This window comes from Mesorhizobium sp. M7A.F.Ca.US.002.01.1.1, from assembly GCF_004022955.1.
Classification (GTDB): Bacteria; Pseudomonadota; Alphaproteobacteria; order Rhizobiales; family Rhizobiaceae; genus Mesorhizobium; species Mesorhizobium ciceri.
Window position 1 is genome coordinate 1 of the sequence record NZ_RZQE01000111.1, and the last position, 14,664, is coordinate 14,664.

At 63.0% G+C, this 14,664-nt stretch carries 21 protein-coding genes and 1 pseudogene; 10 read left to right on the forward strand and 12 right to left on the reverse strand.

Annotation, left to right across the window (positions count from 1 at the left end; all coding sequences use genetic code 11):
- Positions 1-18 precede the first annotated feature (18 nt).
- From EN932_RS13765 to EN932_RS13775, 3 genes and pseudogenes are all read left to right on the forward strand, one after another.
- A complete protein-coding gene (locus EN932_RS13765; RefSeq protein WP_245483279.1) occupies positions 19-153 on the forward strand; it encodes a zinc-binding dehydrogenase in 135 nt (44 codons plus the stop codon).
- A gap of 34 nt (positions 154-187) precedes the next feature.
- Positions 188-634: an OsmC family protein gene (locus EN932_RS13770; RefSeq protein ID WP_027163315.1), complete on the forward strand. Its 447-nt coding sequence runs from the start codon at positions 188-190 to the stop codon at positions 632-634.
- 16 nt (positions 635-650) lie between these two features.
- A pseudogene (locus tag EN932_RS13775) lies at positions 651-1,034 on the forward strand (nuclear transport factor 2 family protein); the annotation flags it as partial.
- Positions 1,035-1,132: 98 nt separating this feature from the next.
- Here EN932_RS13775 and EN932_RS13780 read toward each other — a convergent pair.
- The 7 genes from EN932_RS13780 to EN932_RS13810 form a co-directional block, all read right to left on the reverse strand.
- Positions 1,133-1,744 (reverse strand): LysE family translocator, encoded by a 612-nt coding sequence (locus tag EN932_RS13780; RefSeq protein ID WP_013532395.1) that lies wholly within the window; start codon positions 1,742-1,744, stop codon positions 1,133-1,135.
- Positions 1,745-1,825: 81 nt separating this feature from the next.
- The gene (locus EN932_RS13785; protein WP_032809400.1) at positions 1,826-2,146 is read right to left on the reverse strand and encodes a YkgJ family cysteine cluster protein; all 321 of its coding nucleotides are present in this window, start codon (positions 2,144-2,146) and stop codon (positions 1,826-1,828) included.
- 55 nt (positions 2,147-2,201) lie between these two features.
- Entirely contained in the window at positions 2,202-2,369 is a 168-nt protein-coding gene (locus tag EN932_RS13790; RefSeq protein ID WP_013532397.1) for a hypothetical protein, read from the reverse strand.
- 1 nt (position 2,370) lies between these two features.
- Positions 2,371-2,778: a hypothetical protein gene (locus EN932_RS13795; protein WP_013532398.1), complete on the reverse strand. Its 408-nt coding sequence runs from the start codon at positions 2,776-2,778 to the stop codon at positions 2,371-2,373.
- Positions 2,778-3,005 carry a hypothetical protein gene (locus tag EN932_RS13800; protein WP_013532399.1) on the reverse strand — a complete coding sequence of 76 codons (228 nt, stop codon included), beginning with the start codon at positions 3,003-3,005 and terminating at the stop codon, positions 2,778-2,780. The genes EN932_RS13795 and EN932_RS13800 overlap by 1 nt, the downstream gene beginning before the upstream one ends.
- Before the next feature lie 359 nt (positions 3,006-3,364).
- The gene (locus EN932_RS13805; RefSeq protein ID WP_010915421.1) at positions 3,365-3,574 is read right to left on the reverse strand and encodes a cold-shock protein; all 210 of its coding nucleotides are present in this window, start codon (positions 3,572-3,574) and stop codon (positions 3,365-3,367) included.
- A gap of 427 nt (positions 3,575-4,001) precedes the next feature.
- Complete coding sequence (locus EN932_RS13810; RefSeq protein ID WP_164753868.1) at positions 4,002-4,655, reverse strand: glutathione S-transferase family protein; 654 nt, start codon at positions 4,653-4,655, stop codon at positions 4,002-4,004.
- Positions 4,656-4,853: 198 nt separating this feature from the next.
- Here EN932_RS13810 and EN932_RS13815 point away from each other — a divergent pair, with 198 nt between their 5' ends.
- The gene (locus EN932_RS13815) at positions 4,854-5,033 is read left to right on the forward strand and encodes a CsbD family protein (protein ID WP_024505721.1); all 180 of its coding nucleotides are present in this window, start codon (positions 4,854-4,856) and stop codon (positions 5,031-5,033) included.
- A 57-nt stretch (positions 5,034-5,090) separates the two neighbouring features.
- Here EN932_RS13815 and EN932_RS13820 read toward each other — a convergent pair whose 3' ends face one another.
- The gene (locus tag EN932_RS13820) at positions 5,091-6,221 is read right to left on the reverse strand and encodes a metallophosphoesterase (RefSeq protein WP_164753869.1); all 1,131 of its coding nucleotides are present in this window, start codon (positions 6,219-6,221) and stop codon (positions 5,091-5,093) included.
- Between the two features lie 110 nt (positions 6,222-6,331).
- Here EN932_RS13820 and EN932_RS13825 point away from each other — a divergent pair, with 110 nt between their 5' ends.
- A complete protein-coding gene (locus EN932_RS13825) occupies positions 6,332-6,925 on the forward strand; it encodes a hypothetical protein (protein WP_127370302.1) in 594 nt (197 codons plus the stop codon).
- 20 nt (positions 6,926-6,945) lie between these two features.
- Here EN932_RS13825 and EN932_RS13830 read toward each other — a convergent pair whose 3' ends face one another.
- Complete coding sequence (locus EN932_RS13830) at positions 6,946-7,578, reverse strand: TetR/AcrR family transcriptional regulator (RefSeq protein ID WP_245465144.1); 633 nt, start codon at positions 7,576-7,578, stop codon at positions 6,946-6,948.
- Between the two features lie 149 nt (positions 7,579-7,727).
- Here EN932_RS13830 and EN932_RS13835 point away from each other — a divergent pair, with 149 nt between their 5' ends.
- A complete protein-coding gene (locus EN932_RS13835; protein WP_127385481.1) occupies positions 7,728-8,513 on the forward strand; it encodes an NIPSNAP family protein in 786 nt (261 codons plus the stop codon).
- A gap of 82 nt (positions 8,514-8,595) precedes the next feature.
- Here EN932_RS13835 and EN932_RS13840 read toward each other — a convergent pair whose 3' ends face one another.
- On the reverse strand, positions 8,596-9,420 hold the full coding sequence (locus EN932_RS13840) for an alpha/beta hydrolase (RefSeq protein WP_245469214.1): 825 nt from the start codon (positions 9,418-9,420) through the stop codon (positions 8,596-8,598).
- On the reverse strand, positions 9,417-10,355 hold the full coding sequence (choX, locus tag EN932_RS13845) for a choline ABC transporter substrate-binding protein (protein WP_127369955.1): 939 nt from the start codon (positions 10,353-10,355) through the stop codon (positions 9,417-9,419). Before choX ends, EN932_RS13840 begins: the two co-directional genes overlap by 4 nt.
- Positions 10,356-10,436: 81 nt before the next feature.
- On the opposite strand from choX, the gene betI reads away from it, so the two are divergent.
- Complete coding sequence (gene betI, locus EN932_RS13850) at positions 10,437-11,075, forward strand: transcriptional regulator BetI (protein ID WP_024505714.1); 639 nt, start codon at positions 10,437-10,439, stop codon at positions 11,073-11,075.
- A 123-nt stretch (positions 11,076-11,198) separates the two neighbouring features.
- A complete protein-coding gene (locus EN932_RS13855) occupies positions 11,199-11,957 on the forward strand; it encodes an SDR family oxidoreductase (RefSeq protein ID WP_127388429.1) in 759 nt (252 codons plus the stop codon).
- On the opposite strand, the gene EN932_RS13860 is transcribed toward EN932_RS13855, so the two are convergent.
- On the reverse strand, positions 11,942-12,958 hold the full coding sequence (locus EN932_RS13860) for a LysR family transcriptional regulator (protein WP_245469215.1): 1,017 nt from the start codon (positions 12,956-12,958) through the stop codon (positions 11,942-11,944). The two genes, EN932_RS13855 and EN932_RS13860, sit on opposite strands and share 16 nt — an antisense overlap.
- 88 nt (positions 12,959-13,046) lie before the next feature.
- On the opposite strand from EN932_RS13860, the gene EN932_RS13865 reads away from it, so the two are divergent.
- Both EN932_RS13865 and EN932_RS13870 read left to right on the forward strand, forming a co-directional pair.
- Positions 13,047-13,526 carry a cupin domain-containing protein gene (locus tag EN932_RS13865; protein ID WP_127368334.1) on the forward strand — a complete coding sequence of 160 codons (480 nt, stop codon included), beginning with the start codon at positions 13,047-13,049 and terminating at the stop codon, positions 13,524-13,526.
- Positions 13,527-13,684: 158 nt separating this feature from the next.
- On the forward strand, positions 13,685-14,664 hold a 980-nt coding region (locus EN932_RS13870; protein WP_164890481.1), incomplete at its 3' end, for a class II fumarate hydratase.

Consider the following 14,664-nt stretch of genomic DNA (forward strand, 5'->3'; position numbering starts at 1 on the left):
CGGACCAATCTCGAAGCCATGCTGCGCGCCGTCTCGCAGCACCGCCTGCGGCCCGTCATCGACAAGGTCTTCGCCTTCACCGAGGCCGGCGATGCCTATCGCTATTTCCAGCAGGGCGACGTCGTTGGGAAGGTGATCATCGACGGCGCCTGACCCATCGAGTCCTCAAACCCAAGGGAGAACGACCATGACAATTCGTGAAGCCTCGGCCAAGTGGCAAGGGACGCTGAAGGAAGGTTCGGGCCGGTTGCGGCTCGGCAGCGGCGTCTTCGAAGGCGCCTATTCCTTCCCGTCGCGTTTCGAGAACGGTCCGGGCACCAACCCGGAAGAACTGATCGCCGCGGCGCATGCAGGCTGCTTCTCGATGGCGCTGAGCGCCATGCTGGGCAACGCCAATCATGTCCCGACAAGCATCAGCACCGTCGCCAAGGTGCATCTTGGCGCAACCGCTGCCGGTCCGACGATCACCCGCATCGAACTCGAAACCGAGGCAGAGGTCGCGGGACTTGCCGAAGATGAATTCGAGCGCCTTGCACAGTCCGCCAAGGCGGGCTGCCTCGTCTCGCGGGCCCTTGGCGGCGTGTCTCAGATCACCCTCAAGGCAACGCTCGTCGAAGCCACCAAAGGTCAATGAAGCCAGGAGAAAGAAGATGACACAGGAGCTTGTCATGGACGCAAACGCGTACGGTCTGTCCCAGCAGACGGCCGAGATCATGCGGCGCTACAACGACGTATTCCAGCGCCATGATCCTTCGGCACTCGCCGAGCTGGTGGCCGACGATTGCGTGATCGAGAACACCGTGCCGGCGCCGGACGGCGCCCGCCATGCCGGCAAGGAAGCGTGCGTCGCGCTTTGGACGGCGATCGCGACCCAGGCCGGCACGCGCTTCGATATCGAGGAAACCTTCGTTGCCGGTGACCGGGCAACGATCCGCTGGCGCTATTTCATGACCGACGGCAATTCGCTGCGCGGCGTCAACCTCATGCGTGTGGCCGATGGGCGGATCGTCGAAGCGATGGGTTATGTGAAGGGGCAGCGCGCCCCGAGCAATGCCCCGAAAGCGCATAACCGCTTTTCGCCCGGAATAGCGCAACAAAGGAGAGCGGATCAGCGAGACTGAACCGCTCCCCGCTACCGATCGGCCAGCGCCAGCTTTGCGCCGAGCATGACGAAAGCGCCGGCGAAGGTCCGGCGCATCCAGGTCAACACCATTGGCCGCGAGACGACATGGCTGCGGATCGAGGCTGCGAAGATGCCGTAGCCGACGAAAACCACGAAGGTCAAAAGCATGAAGACGGAACTCAGTTCCAGCATTTTCGACAGCGCATTGGGCTCGGTGGTGCTGACGAACTGCGGCAGGAAGGCGAAGAAGAAGATCGACAGTTTCGGATTGAGCACGTTGACGAGGATACCGGTGGCAATCACCTTGCCGGCCGAGCGCGGCGTCACATCCTGCTCGACGCTGAGGCCGCCCTTTTCCTTCAGCGTGTTCCAGGCCATGTAGAGCAGGTAGGCGACGCCGAGATATTTCAGCGTCTCGAAGGCGAGCGCACTGGTGTGCAGCAGCGCCGCCAGGCCAGTGATGGCGGCGGCCATGTGCGGGATGATGCCGAGCGTGCAGCCGAAGGCGGCGATGACGCTGGCCCGCGCACCGCGCGAGAGGCCGGCGCTCAGCGTGTAGAGAACGCCGGTGCCGGGCGAAGCCACGACAATCAGGGACGTCAACAGAAATTCGATGCTCACGATGGTTCCTCCGGCACCCTACCCGGCCAGGAAGGTACCGGGCTGCGGGTCGGCGCACAAGCGGAGGCGACGGGAGATTGGCTACACCGGTAATCCGAGCGCCTGGCGTGCCATCAGACACTCCTCGTCGCCGGGCATGCAGGCGCGACAGACGTCCGGCCGCACGTCGTAGATGCCGCAAGCGGTCGACTTGCCGATCTCGCCGGACAGCGCCGAGCAGCGCACGCCCTCGCAACGCATGCCTGACAGGTCGGATGCGACATATTTTTCCGGGATACGGTCGAGCTGTGCGTCATCTTCGGTGGAAAAGCGCGGCCACTCGGCCGAATAGGAACAGCAGGCACCGCAGCTTTGGCAATCGAAGGTGCCCTGTTGCGACGACAAAACGCTTGCGGCGGCCACCAGGGCGGACAGCCCTGGCGCGGCGGGGTTGTGATCTGCGTCTTGCGGCAAGGCGCTATTTCTTCTTGGCCGTCTTGCCCTTCGGCGAATCCGCCGGCGACTTGAACAGGTCGGTCGCCGCCTCGGTGGCATCGCCAGCTTTCGGCGCGGCAACCGGCTTGGCCGGTTTTGCCGCGGCACCCGAGGCTGCCGGCTGATCCTTGGAGGAGAATTTTATGGCCATGTCAGTCCTCGTCGGCGAAGCGCGATGATGGGGCGCGCGGATTGCGCAGGCGGCCGATCAGCGCCGAAACGGCCGTGATGTTCATTTCCTCGGGCGACCAGTTTTTCACCGCCTCGATGTGATGGGCTGCCAGCTCGCGATGCGTGCTGCCGCTGTAGGCGGCGTCCTGATACGTCACCCGCTCATGGGTCTTGGCGTCTTCGCGGACATACTCGATCAGGTAGTTCGGGCATTCGGCGCGGCCGCGCACGCCGACGCGAACCTGGGCATCACCGTGGGCACGCTTGCAGCGCTCGAGCTTTTCCAGCACACGCCGGACGAATTCGACCGGCTTGTCGAGGCCTTCGACCATATCGGCAATGGTTGCGTCGGCGGCGATCGGTGTTGGCGGTACGCGTTTGGTGGCCATCAGCGTCGTCCGGCCCGCTTCGGCAAAGCGGCTAGCGCGGCGGCGGCGGCCATCTCGTCGGCCTCCTTCTCCAGGCGCAATTCGCGCAGACGCGCGGTCTTGGCTTCGCGTGCCTCGCTGACGGCGTCGCGCTCGGAATTGATGCGGTTGAGCGACATCGACTGGGTTTGCGTCTTGCTGAACAGGGACACGGCCTGATCGACGGTTGTCTTTGAACTGGTGGTCAAATCTTTCTCCTGTCAGGAGCCTGTGCCGATGGAGCGAGACCGGGTCTTCGGTCAGGATCACGCACAAAGCAATACGCGCGGCGAATTCAAATTGCTGGAGCGTCCCTTAGCACGTCCAGGCCGGCGCGCAGCGCACTTTCGGCGGCAAGGCGCGGAAAATGAAAAAGGCCAGGCACCGCCTGACCTTCCATGAGAGCGTCGCGCAACCAGATGACATCCAAAAGGATGCACCGCACGGGAACGCCCTGCTTATGCACATGATATGCCGTGGAAACTCAGGTCGCCGCGGCCATGCGCCCGAATTCGCCACTCACCGGTGCCAGTACATCCGTGGTCACCGGGAGAGCAGAATTCGTTTTTCAGGCCGCCTTCAACTGGTCGGCGGACATCTTGCCCGACTTGTTGTCGCGGACCATCTCGTAGCCGAGCTTCTGGCCCTCGACGATGTCACGCATGCCGGCGCGCTCTACGGCCGAGATGTGGACAAAAACGTCGGCCGAGCCGTCGTCAGGCTGAATAAAACCAAAACCTTTGGTGGCGTTGAACCATTTAACTGTGCCGGTGCTCATGACGAACCCTTTCCATGGCAAATATTCGTTCGACGCCATGCGGATGCACAACGTCGTTTGTCCCGATTTTTGATGTGGGAAGTTCGTCAAAGGCGCGCTCGAAAGCGCGGATAACAAAAGTCAGTCAAACAAATATCGACGATTTGCTTGTAGGCTTCTTTTGGCGCGCTGTCAAATTTGCATAAAGCCACAGATGCGGATTTCTCCCAAAACACCAGGCCAAACCAGCTGGCATGACGGCAAACCGGGCGCCAAACAGCGCGCTTGCGCCAAGTTGAAAAAATTTTCTGGCATCCAGGAACCATCCACGCAAAGGCGCATTTATGCCTTGTCGTCAGCAGTTCGTGAGAGCAATCGAAAGAACGGTTGATGGCAAAGACGCCCCCCGCACGATAAAAGGTGCGAGGGGCGTTTTCGTTGGATCCGGCTATTCGTCCGGGCCGGGTTCCGGCCACCTCTCCTTGGCCGCCTCGGCATACCAGTGCCGCATCGCCGGCGTTGCCAGCACGGCGTCGACATAGGCGCGCGTATCCGGCGCCAGCGTGCCGCCATAGGTGTCGAAACGGGTGACGACAGGCGCATACATGGCGTCGGCCGCGGTGAAATGGCCAAACAGGAACGGGCCGCCCCTGCCGTATTTTTCCCGGCACTCGCGCCACAGCGCCTCGATGCGGGCGCGTTGCGCCTCGCCCTCGGCGTCGAGCGGCTTGTGGCCCTTCGGCCGGCGCAAATTCATCGGCCAGCCATAGCGGACCTCGCGAAAGCCGGAATGCATCTCGCTCGCGGCCGAACGCGCCAGCGCGCGGGCGTCGATATCGGCCGGCCAGAGCTTTTTCTCGGGAAACAGGTCGGCGAGATATTCAAGGATGGCAAGGGTTTCCCAGACGATCTTGCCATTGTGATTCAGCACCGGCACCTGACCGGTCGGCGACACTTTCGCCAGATTGGCAAAGGTTTCAGGCGTGCGCAGCCGCACGAAACCTTCCTCGAACGGGATCTCCAGATGCCTCATCGCCAGCCATGGCCGCAACGACCATGAGGAGAAACACTTGTTGCCGATATAGAGCGTGAATTCAGCCATTTTTCTCCCCGCATGCACGGCCATCCAAATTCCATGGTCGACGCGTGTTCGCAGCCTAGCCCACCAGCCTTGCCCCAGGGCGGCGGCCGCGCGACCTGATCTGCCGTCCGGGCGACGCCTGGAACCTAACCGACGCCGGCTCGTTAGCTACCGCAAATGAATTCCTCCGAATTCAGAACCCCAGGAGATGCGCAAAAAATGGTGAACAAGGATCAGGTTGCGGGCGTGGCCAAGCAGGTCAAGGGCTCGGTCAAGGAAGCCGCGGGCAAGGCGACCGGCAACAGGCAGACCCAGGCCGAAGGCACGGGCGACCGGACCGCCGGTAAGGTGCAGAAGGCCTATGGCGACGTCAAGGACAAGGTCAAGAAGGCGCTCTGATCCGACATCGGCAAACGCGCTTTATCGAGGGAAAGGCGGTCGCGAAGGCCGCCTTTTTCAGGTGCTCCAGCCCTTGCTGAAAGCATTGGTGAAGGCGACCTCGCCGTGATCGCCGGCCGCCTCGCCCAGCACCACGTCCATGCCGTCGCTGGTCACCCTGGCCAGCGCGAAACCGCCCATATAGGCAGCCTTCGGCTTGAACAGGTCGATCCCGTCCCTGCGATAGATCAGCGGCGTTTCGTGCTGGTGGCCATGGAAAATGCCGACGACATTGTAGCCCTTCAGCGCCGCCAGCAACGCCTGCCGGTCGGCCTCGCTCCACCAATGCGGCGCACCACTGCCGTCATCATCGAAGTGCCGCTTGGCGGCATCCCAACGTTCCACCGAGAAAGTGTCCCAGCCATAGTGCTGGAACAGGATGACCGGACGGCCGTCCGCCGCATAGGTCGCCAGATCCTGCTTCAGCCATGGCAGGCTGCTCTCGGCGCCGTGGCCGGTATCGCCGGCGAAACGATGCGTCTGGATCAGATGCAGGCCGCCCCAGTCCCAGGAGTAACAGTCGGTGTCGACATCGTAGTCGGTGGCAGGCACCGGCGGCTTGAAGAACACGCCGGCGCGATGGTTGACCTCGACATAATCGCGCAGTTCGCGCCGATACCAGTCGACATGGTGCGGCGGGCCGTTCTGGTCGAGATCATGGTTGCCGAGCCCGATATAGACCGGCATGTGCACGCGATCGGGACCGACGCCCTGGCTGTAGCGCTGGCTGAACTGGAGCAGTTGGGTGCCCTCGCTCGGCTGCGTGATCTGGCCGCCGCCATCGTCGGTGATGTCGCCGCCGACGACAAGGCCGAGCGGCGTGCCTATCCTGCCGGCCGAACGCAGGCCGGTGGCGACGCCATTGATCTCAGTTGGCCAGTCCTTGTCGCCAAGCGCATTCAGCGCCGCCACGTTGCGCAGCAGCGCGGCGTCGGTCTTGCCTTCCTGCAGGCAGTTGGGGCTCAAGCCGCTCGCCATGCGGCAGGCATGGACATCGGCGATGAACAGGAAAGTGGCGTCGATCGACTGGACGCGTTGCCCGGTCTGGCTGAAGGCCGGGCGCGACAAGGCGCCGGCCGCGGCAAATCCTGCAGCCTGCGCCAGGAAGTTGCGTCGGGAAAGCGATGCAGTCGAACGGCGATTCATCATACGCTGATTCAGCATGGACAGCGGCCGGTCGTCCAGCGCCTCTGCGTCATCATCGACATGACGCCACGGGGCTGGCATGTCTCGCTTGCGCAAGCGGAGGAGGACGAAAAATGAAAGCCGCACCTATCTGCATGATCCTGGCCGCGATGTTGTGCGCGAGCACCGCGCATGCGGCGGGTTGCGTCGACGCCAAGTCCGCCAGGAAGGGTTTCGTTCTGGCGAGACCCGGCATCCAGAGCGAATTTCGGCCCGTGGCCGGCGGGATGATGTCGGTTGCCAACACCTACGAATCGCAATCGCCCCAGACCCAATATCTGTTCGCCGGCCTGATCGAGGTGTTTCGCGACAGCGACACCGGTCGCCAGGCGATGATCCCGTTTTCCGATCTGCGAAAGCTGTTTCCGCTGAAGGCGGGGACAAAGGCCGCGATAGAGTTCGTCGAGTTGTCGCCGAACAAGCCGCCGAAGGGCACCAAGACGCTGAGCCTGGTCGTGAAGGGCAAGGAGACATTCAGCCTGGGCGAGTGCAAATACAATGTCCTGGCGGTCAAGGAGACCTTCAAGAACGGTGCCGGCGAGACGCTGGATTCATTCACCGCCCTCTATGCGCCAGATCTGCAAGCCGCGCTCGCCCGGCGCTACGATGAAGGCACCAGTTCGGAATCCGTCAACGGCTACGAGACGATCAAGCCGCTGGCCGAGTAGCTGAACCAGAGCACGGCGAGTCAAGGGGTTCCCGGCCGTGGCAGTATTCTGTTGCGTCGCCTGGCTGCCAATGCGCCCTGCGATGGCGATGGCGACGGCGCGCTGCGCTCCAGCCCCGCCAGGCAATCCCGCAGCACACCGGCATCCTGCGTGGCCTTGGCCATCGACATCGCTCCCGAGTAGGCGGCGACCGTCAGCGCGGCGAAGCGCTCGGGGTCCGTGCCCTCGTCCTTGCCTACCTGCTGGTCGGCACGCAGCTTGTCGGCAATCGCACGCCGCCACCCGGCAAAAATCCCGGCAAGGGCAATGCGGAAATCCGGGTCGGCAAGCGACAATTCGTGCGCCAGATTGTTGAGCGGACAGCCGCGCACGAAACCCTGCTGCTCCAGTTGCGCCGCCACGGCCTCGAACACCGCGCGCACGCCTTCGCGGGCTGATGCCGCCGCCAGCACCGGCGCGATCCATGTCTCTTCGACCGCTGCCGCCACACGCTCGTCGATCACCGCCAGCGCCAGCGCCTTCTTGGTCGGGAAATGGTGATGCAGCGCGCCGCCGCTGACATCAGCCGCCGCCATCAGGTCGCCGATGCTGGAGGCGTGATAGCCGCGCGCCTGGAACGCGTCCTCGGCGACATCGAGCACTTTCTTGCGCATGCCCTCAGGGTCGTTGATGCGTTTTCCCGGGCGCGGTTTTGGTTGAGCGATCATCTCTGCTGACATTGCCGGACATTAGCATATTGACAAAACAGGACAACCGGTCTGTTTTACAAACAGGACAATCACCCTGTTTTGGAGAATGCCGGATGAACCTGCCCCAGAACGTCGCGCCGAAACCCTCGTCGCTCGCCTCGCCTGTCGTCGAGTTGCGGCAATACACGCTGAAGCCAGGCCAACGCGACACGCTCATCGACATCTTCGACAGCAGGCTGATCGAGGGCCAGGAGGCCGCCGGCATGACCATCATCGGCCAGTTCCGGGATCTCGATCGGCCTGACATGTTCGTCTGGATGCGCGGCTTCGACGGCATGGCTGCGCGGAAAGATGCTCTTGCCGCTTTCTATGGCGGGCCGGTCTGGGCGGCGCACCGCGATGCGGCCAACGCGACGATGATCGATTCCGACGATGTGCTGCTGCTCAAGCCGGCGTGGCCGGGCGCCGGCTTCGACCTTGCGGGGGCGCAGCGGCCAAGCCTGGCCGGCGACGAAAAGCCCATTCGAAACAGGCCGCTGACCGGCATCGTTGTCATCGAGATTCATCATTTGCAGCCGGGCACGGAGGCAGATTTCACCACCCGCTTCGAGATTGAGACGGCGTGCCTGATGACAGCCGACGCACGCCTGCTCGCCGCGTTCGTGACCGAGCCTGCCGAAAACAATTTTCCGCGCCTGCCGGTACGGGCTGACGAAAACGTCTTCATCAGCGTCATGGGTTTTGCCAGCACAGAAGCGCATGCCCGCCACAAGGCCGCGCTTGCCGCCTCGCCGGCATGGCAGGATTTTTGGCGGGCCGCGCAACCCGGCCTGACCAAACCCACGGAGACCTTGCGGCTGTCGCCGACATCGCAATCACTGGTCGGGATCTATTCCTAAAGCGCGTCGACGCGCTTAGGAATAGATCCTTTTTTGTGCATGTCGTTCTCCCAAAACCGGGGCCACTTTTGGGCGACATGCATCAGACTTCAAATGCCTCGACGATGGTCTTGGCGACAAGGGCCGGGTCTTCCCAATGCGGGTTGTGGCCACAGCTCTCGGCCCGGACGAAGACGGCTCCGGCAAGAGCGGATTGCAACGCCTGCTGGTGCGCCTCGCCGAACAGCGGGTCGCAGGCGCCGGCAATGATCAGCGTCCGGGCCTGCACGGCCCGCGCCGCATCGCTCAGATCGGCGCGGCGGATTTCCTCGAGAATCGCGCGCCAGCGCGGCGCCGGCAATGCCGACGCGTCTCTCGCCAAGCCGGCGAGAAAGGCTGGAGGCACGTCGGGACTGCAGGCATGCCACCAGGCGTAGAACGGATCGGCCGGCGATATCGGGTCGCGCAGCGCCTCGACGCCCGCGACCAGCGGATGATCCGGCGCGAAATCGGGCTTTAGCGTGCCGGCCAGCACCACCAGCCCGCCAATCAGCTCCCTGTGTCGCCCTGCCAATGCGATGGCCACCATGGCGCCCAGCGAATGGCCGACGACAAGCGGCCGGTCGAGCCGCAAGCGTAGGATCAGCCCGGCAATATCGTCGGCGAAATCGGCTATGCCGCAGCCTTTGCCGGCCTGCGAGGCGCCGTGGCCGCGCAGATCCGGCATGATCAGACGGCGGCCGGCCAGATAGGGCGCCAGAAGCGAAAAGCTGCGGCTGGTGTCGGTGAAGCCGTGCACCAACAGCAGTGCCGGCTCGGCGCCTGTTATCTCGACATAGGCGATGTCGAGATTGCCGACAGTGACGAACTGCTTGCGGCCGGCCCAGCCGTCCTGGTTCGCGCAGGCATTCAGCACCGCCGCCCTCACAGGCCGAGCTTTTCCTTGACCGCGGCAAGGCCGGGTTGGCCGTCGAAGGTGGTGACACCGGCGAGCCAGGCATCGAGACGGCTCTTGTTGGCCGTGATTGCCTTCAGCGCGCCGTCCTCCGGCTTCATGCCGTCATTGATCAGATAACCCATGCCGACATTCTCGAAATCGATGTCGAAGGCGAGGTTTTTCAAGAACTGTGCGACGTTCGGGCATTGCTGCAGATAGCCCTTGCGCACCTGCGTCGTCACCGTCGCGGCGCCGAAATTCGGGCCGAAGAACTTGTCGCCGCCGGTCAGATATTTGAAGTCGTACATCGTGTTCATCGGGTGCGGCGCCCAGCCCTGGAAGACGATGAACTGCTTCTCCTTGATCTCGTAGCCGACCTCGGAAAGCATGCCGGCTTCGCTCGATTCGACCACCTGCCAGCCGTCCAGGCCAAAGGCGGGATCGGCGATAGCGTCCATCATCAACTGGTTTGAACCGGGCTCGATGCCGTACATTTTCTTGCCGAATTTGTCGGCGAATTTGTGCAGGTCGGAAATGTCCTTGACGCCGGCTTCCCAGACATAGGTCGGCACGGCGAATGTGTATTTGGCGCCTACGAGATTGACGCGCACATTCTCGACCGAGCCGTCCTTCTTGTAGGGCTCGTAATAGGTGACCATGGCCGGGTCCCAGTAGCCCAGGAACAGGTCGAGGTCCCTGTTCTTCATGCCCTCGTAGATGACGTTGATGCCGAGCACCTGGCTTTGCGGCTGATAGCCAAGCGCCTCCAACAGGACATTTGCGACTCCTGTGGTGAAGGCAAGGTCGTTCCAGCCGGGTTCGGCCATGCGGACCGTCTTGCACTCTTCGGCCTCGGCCGCCTGGGCCGCATGAGTGGCCAACATGAGGCCGGCAAGGCAGACGCCATTTGCAAGGATGCGCAACATTTCGGTTCTCCTCGTCCACAAAATTGACCAATCGGTCTTTTTATTGTCCCATGGGTCAATTCTTGATCTGAACGGACGAAGATGTCAACGTGGATTCGACATGCATGGACCGATGCCGTGAAACTCAAGCGTCTCAGTGAGATCCGCCGCAAGGAATTGCGGCAGGCGGCCTTCGCGGTGCTGGAGCGCGAGGGCATTGCCGGCGCGACCCTGGAAAAGGTGGCGGCGCAGGCCGGTGCCTCCAAGGGCATCGTGCTGCACTATTTCCGCAACAAGCAGGAATTGTTCGAGCACGCGATGCGTGAGGCAAACGCCGTCCTGTGCCAGGCGGTGATCGCGCGGCTTCGCCGGGCGCAGACACCGATGGAGCGCATGGATGCGGTGATCGAGGGCAATTTCGAGGAGCATCTGTTCCAGCCGCCTCTCTGCCATGCCTGGCTGTCGCTCTGCGCCGAGGTGCCGCGCGACGAGAAGATGGCTCGTATCCAGAGGGTGATCCATGCGCGCATGCGCTCGAACCTGTTGTCGGGCCTGCGCGGCCTCGCCTCGCCCGGAGATGCCGACGACATCGCGCTTGGCGTCACCGCGCTGATCGACGGGCTTTGGTTGCGGCTCGGCCTGCAGCCGGGCAGTGTGTCGCGCGAACAGGCTGTCCGCCAGGTCAAGAATTATGTCGCGGGACGGCTGGCTTTGGGGGAGCTTGCGACCGCCGGCGCTTAAACCAGCCTCGGCCGGCCTGCCGGGTGGCAGCGGTCGAAGTTCATACTGTGGGATAGGCTGACGGCTTGACCTTGGCCGCCACTATACGGTGCTCTCGACGACGCAGAAATCTCGGAGCATCCGATGAGACTTCACAACAAGCGCGCGCTGGTTACCGGCGGGTCGGACGGTATCGGCCTGGCGATCGCCGAGGCCTTTTCGCGCGAGGGCGCGGACGTCCTGATCGTCGGCCGTGACACCAAAAAGCTCGACGCCGCCCATAAGCAGCTCGGCGGCACTATCGAGACGCTGTCGGCCGATCTTGCCACATCGGCCGGCATTGCGGCCGTCGGCGAGCACGTCAAAGAATCCGGCAGGCCGCTCGATATTCTCGTCAACAATGCCGGGGTGGCTTTCCTGGTGCCGTTCGAGACCGTCAGCGAGGCGCAGTTCCAACAATCCTTCGCGCTCAATGTGACGGCGGTGTTCTTCCTCACGCAGGGTCTGCTGCCGCATCTGGCGGCCGGCGCGTCGGTGATCAACATCTCGTCCTATTTCGCCAACAAGATGATCCCGAAGCGGCCCTCGAGCCTCTATTCCCTGTCAAAGGGCGCGTTGAACTCGCTGACCAAATCGCTGGCCTTCGAACTCGGCCCGCGCAGCATCCGCGTCAACGCCATCGCGCCCGGCACTGTCGACACCGCCATGCGACGCAAGACCGTCGACAATTTGCCGGCCGAGGCAAAGGCCGAGCTGAAAGTCTATGTCGAGCGCAGCTATCCGCTTGGCAGAATCGGCCGCCCCGACGATCTGGCGGGCATCGCAGTGTACCTCGCTAGCGACGAGGCGGCCTGGACCAGCGGCGGGGTCTTCTCCGTCGACGGTGGTTATACTGCGGGCTGATCCGTCCGGGCGCCACGCCAAGCGCCGACATTTTCTGCGACGCCACTTTCTACAAATCCAAGTACGCCTACCGCCTCCAGGACCTGATCGCGAACCCAGCGATGGGGTGGCTCGTCGTCGTGGCGCGCGTGCCAGTACATCCTGATTTCCGGAACAGCAATGGGAAGCGGCGGTTCAAAGATGACGAGCGGCAGGGTCTCGGCCGCCCAAACCGCGAACTGCCTGGGCACCGCCGAAAGGTGGTTTCCATTTGCCACGGCTAATGCGACAGCCTGAAAGTGCGGCAGGGTCAGGCTTACACGGCGCGTCCGCCCGATCTTGCGGAGCGCCTCGTCGGTGGAGCCCGACATCGACCCGTCGATAGAACGAAGAATATGGGGCAGCTCGCAGAAGAGGTCGATCGGCAGAGTCTTGCCTTCCATGATTCCCGCCTGCCTGATCGCAGCGTTGTCGTGCGCGGCGATGATGGCGAATGGTGAATGGAACAGAGGCGTGCTTGAGACCCAGTCGGAGACCTCCAGCGGACGCTCGAGCGCTACGTCGATTTCATCGTCCTGGAGCAGCCGCGAGACATCGCCGCGCGCGCTATCGAGAAACCTTAGCGACGCGCGCGGCGCGGCGCCAGCGATGCGTGCCGCCAGCGCTGGCATCAGCATCATGGAAAAGAAATCCGCCCCCATGAACGTGAAGGTTCGCTCCAGTTCCGCCGGATCGAACGCCTTGGCCGAATGGAAGACGCGTTCGATCTCGCGAAGCGCCACGCGCAACGGCTCGGCCATGCTCTCGGCGCGCGGTGTCGGCATCATGTCATTGCCCCGTCGCACGAACAGCTGGTCGTTGAGGAGATGTCGCAAGCGATTGAGCGCAGCGCTGACGGCAGGTTGGCTGAGGCCGATCTGCTCGCCGGCACGCGTAACGCTTCTCTCCCGCAGAAGGGCGTCGAACACCTTGATGAGATTGAGGTCGAGCGCGTTCAAATTCATCGCATCAATTCGCCCCATACGATCATTCGATTTCCGTTGTCGGCGTATCCCTGGCTAGATCGTCATCGGCCCAGCAGGCACAGGCAACAGAAGGATCAGACACGCCATGACAATGACCCCCGGCACGATCACAGGCAAGGAACTCTTCTGGTTCAACAACACGCTCGTCGCGATCCACGTCTCGTCGATGGCAGGAGAGGACGGCACCTGCGTCGTCGAGCATCACATGCCCTATGGCGACTCGCCGCCGCTGCATGAGCATCGCAGGGAAGACGAAGTGTTTCACATCCTGGAGGGGAGATTGCGCTTTCAGATCGACGGCCACGAACGCATTGCGGACGCCGGCGAAACCGTCATCGCACCGAAAGGCCTGCCGCACACCTACCGGGTCGAATCCCCGGAAGGTGCGCGCACCCTCACCATCACGCGCGGTTCGGATTTTGAGACGATGCTGCGTCAGGCGAGCCGTCCCGCCGAACAGCCCGAACTGCCGCCGCTGATGGAACCAACACCGGAAATCATCGCGGCACTGGTGCAGCTTTGCGCAAAAAACGGCATCGACATTGTCGGTCCGCCGCTGGGGTGAGAGGCCGAAACTGCGCAGTCCTTCCCTTCTCCCCTTTGTGGGAGAAGGAGAGACGCGCCGCGCCTTCAACCGATTTGCATCCTCGCCGCCCGCATTCTCCGCTTGAAGCCGTTTGTGCAACGCGATACGCCGTTGCCGACTTCGACAAGGAGAGACCCGTGACCGCTGCAAAGACCAGAACCGAAACCGACACGTTCGGTCCCATCGAAGTCGCCGCCGACCGGTATTGGGGCGCGCAGGCGCAGCGTTCGCTCGGCAATTTCAAGATCGGTTGGGAGAAGCAGCCGGCGTCGATCGTGCGCGCATTGGGCATCGTCAAGCGGGCGGCGGCCGAAGCCAACATGGAGCTCAAGCGGCTCGATCCTGCGATCGGCAAGACGATTGTCGAGGCGGCGCAAGAGGTCATCGACGGCAAGCTCGATGAGCATTTCCCGCTGGTGGTCTGGCAGACCGGTTCGGGCACCCAGTCCAACATGAACGCCAATGAGGTGATCTCCAACCGGGCGATTGAGATGCTGGGCGGTGTCATGGGCTCCAAGAAGCCGGTGCATCCCAACGATCACGTCAATATGAGCCAATCGTCGAACGACACCTATCCGACAGCCATGCACATCGCCTGCGCCGAACGCATCGTGCACGATCTGTTGCCGGCACTGAAGCACCTGCACAAGGCACTCGCCGCCAAGAGCAGAGAGTTCAATCACATCATCAAGATCGGCCGCACGCACACGCAGGATGCCACCCCCCTTACGCTTGGCCAGGAATTTTCGGGCTATGCCGCGCAGGTCGCTTCGTCGATCAAGCGCATCGAGCTGACGTTGCCCGGGTTGCAGGAACTGGCGCAGGGCGGCACCGCCGTCGGCACCGGCCTCAACGCGCCGGTCGGCTTCGCCGAAAGGGTCGCGGATCGCATCGCCTCCATCACCGGCATCGCCTTCGTCACCGCGCCGAACAAGTTCGAGGCGCTGGCGGCCCATGATTCCATGGTGTTTTCGCACGGCGCCATCAATGCGGCGGCCGCCGCGCTGTTCAAGATCGCCAACGACATCCGCTTCCTCGGCTCAGGCCCGCGCTCGGGCCTTGGCGAACTGTCGCTGCCGGAAAACGAACCGGGCTCGTCGATCATGCCGGGCAAGGT

Coding starts and splice junctions, on each gene's coding strand:
- EN932_RS13770 (WP_027163315.1), top strand. CDS start 188: ATGACAATTCGTGAAGCCTCGGCCAAGTGGCAAGGGACGCTGAAGGAA.
- EN932_RS13855 (WP_127388429.1), top strand. CDS start 11,199: ATGAGACTTCACAACAAGCGCGCGCTGGTTACCGGCGGGTCGGACGGT.
- EN932_RS13825 (WP_127370302.1), top strand. CDS start 6,332: ATGAAAGCCGCACCTATCTGCATGATCCTGGCCGCGATGTTGTGCGCG.
- EN932_RS13815 (WP_024505721.1), top strand. CDS start 4,854: ATGGTGAACAAGGATCAGGTTGCGGGCGTGGCCAAGCAGGTCAAGGGC.
- EN932_RS13810 (WP_164753868.1), bottom strand. CDS start 4,655: ATGGCTGAATTCACGCTCTATATCGGCAACAAGTGTTTCTCCTCATGG.
- EN932_RS13765 (WP_245483279.1), top strand. CDS start 19: ATGCTGCGCGCCGTCTCGCAGCACCGCCTGCGGCCCGTCATCGACAAG.
- EN932_RS13795 (WP_013532398.1), bottom strand. CDS start 2,778: ATGGCCACCAAACGCGTACCGCCAACACCGATCGCCGCCGACGCAACC.
- EN932_RS13820 (WP_164753869.1), bottom strand. CDS start 6,221: ATGATGAATCGCCGTTCGACTGCATCGCTTTCCCGACGCAACTTCCTG.
- EN932_RS13865 (WP_127368334.1), top strand. CDS start 13,047: ATGACAATGACCCCCGGCACGATCACAGGCAAGGAACTCTTCTGGTTC.
- EN932_RS13830 (WP_245465144.1), bottom strand. CDS start 7,578: ATGCGCAAGAAAGTGCTCGATGTCGCCGAGGACGCGTTCCAGGCGCGC.
- EN932_RS13790 (WP_013532397.1), bottom strand. CDS start 2,369: ATGGCCATAAAATTCTCCTCCAAGGATCAGCCGGCAGCCTCGGGTGCC.
- choX (WP_127369955.1), bottom strand. CDS start 10,355: ATGTTGCGCATCCTTGCAAATGGCGTCTGCCTTGCCGGCCTCATGTTG.
- EN932_RS13860 (WP_245469215.1), bottom strand. CDS start 12,958: ATGGGGCGAATTGATGCGATGAATTTGAACGCGCTCGACCTCAATCTC.
- betI (WP_024505714.1), top strand. CDS start 10,437: ATGTCAACGTGGATTCGACATGCATGGACCGATGCCGTGAAACTCAAG.
- EN932_RS13805 (WP_010915421.1), bottom strand. CDS start 3,574: ATGAGCACCGGCACAGTTAAATGGTTCAACGCCACCAAAGGTTTTGGT.
- EN932_RS13835 (WP_127385481.1), top strand. CDS start 7,728: ATGAACCTGCCCCAGAACGTCGCGCCGAAACCCTCGTCGCTCGCCTCG.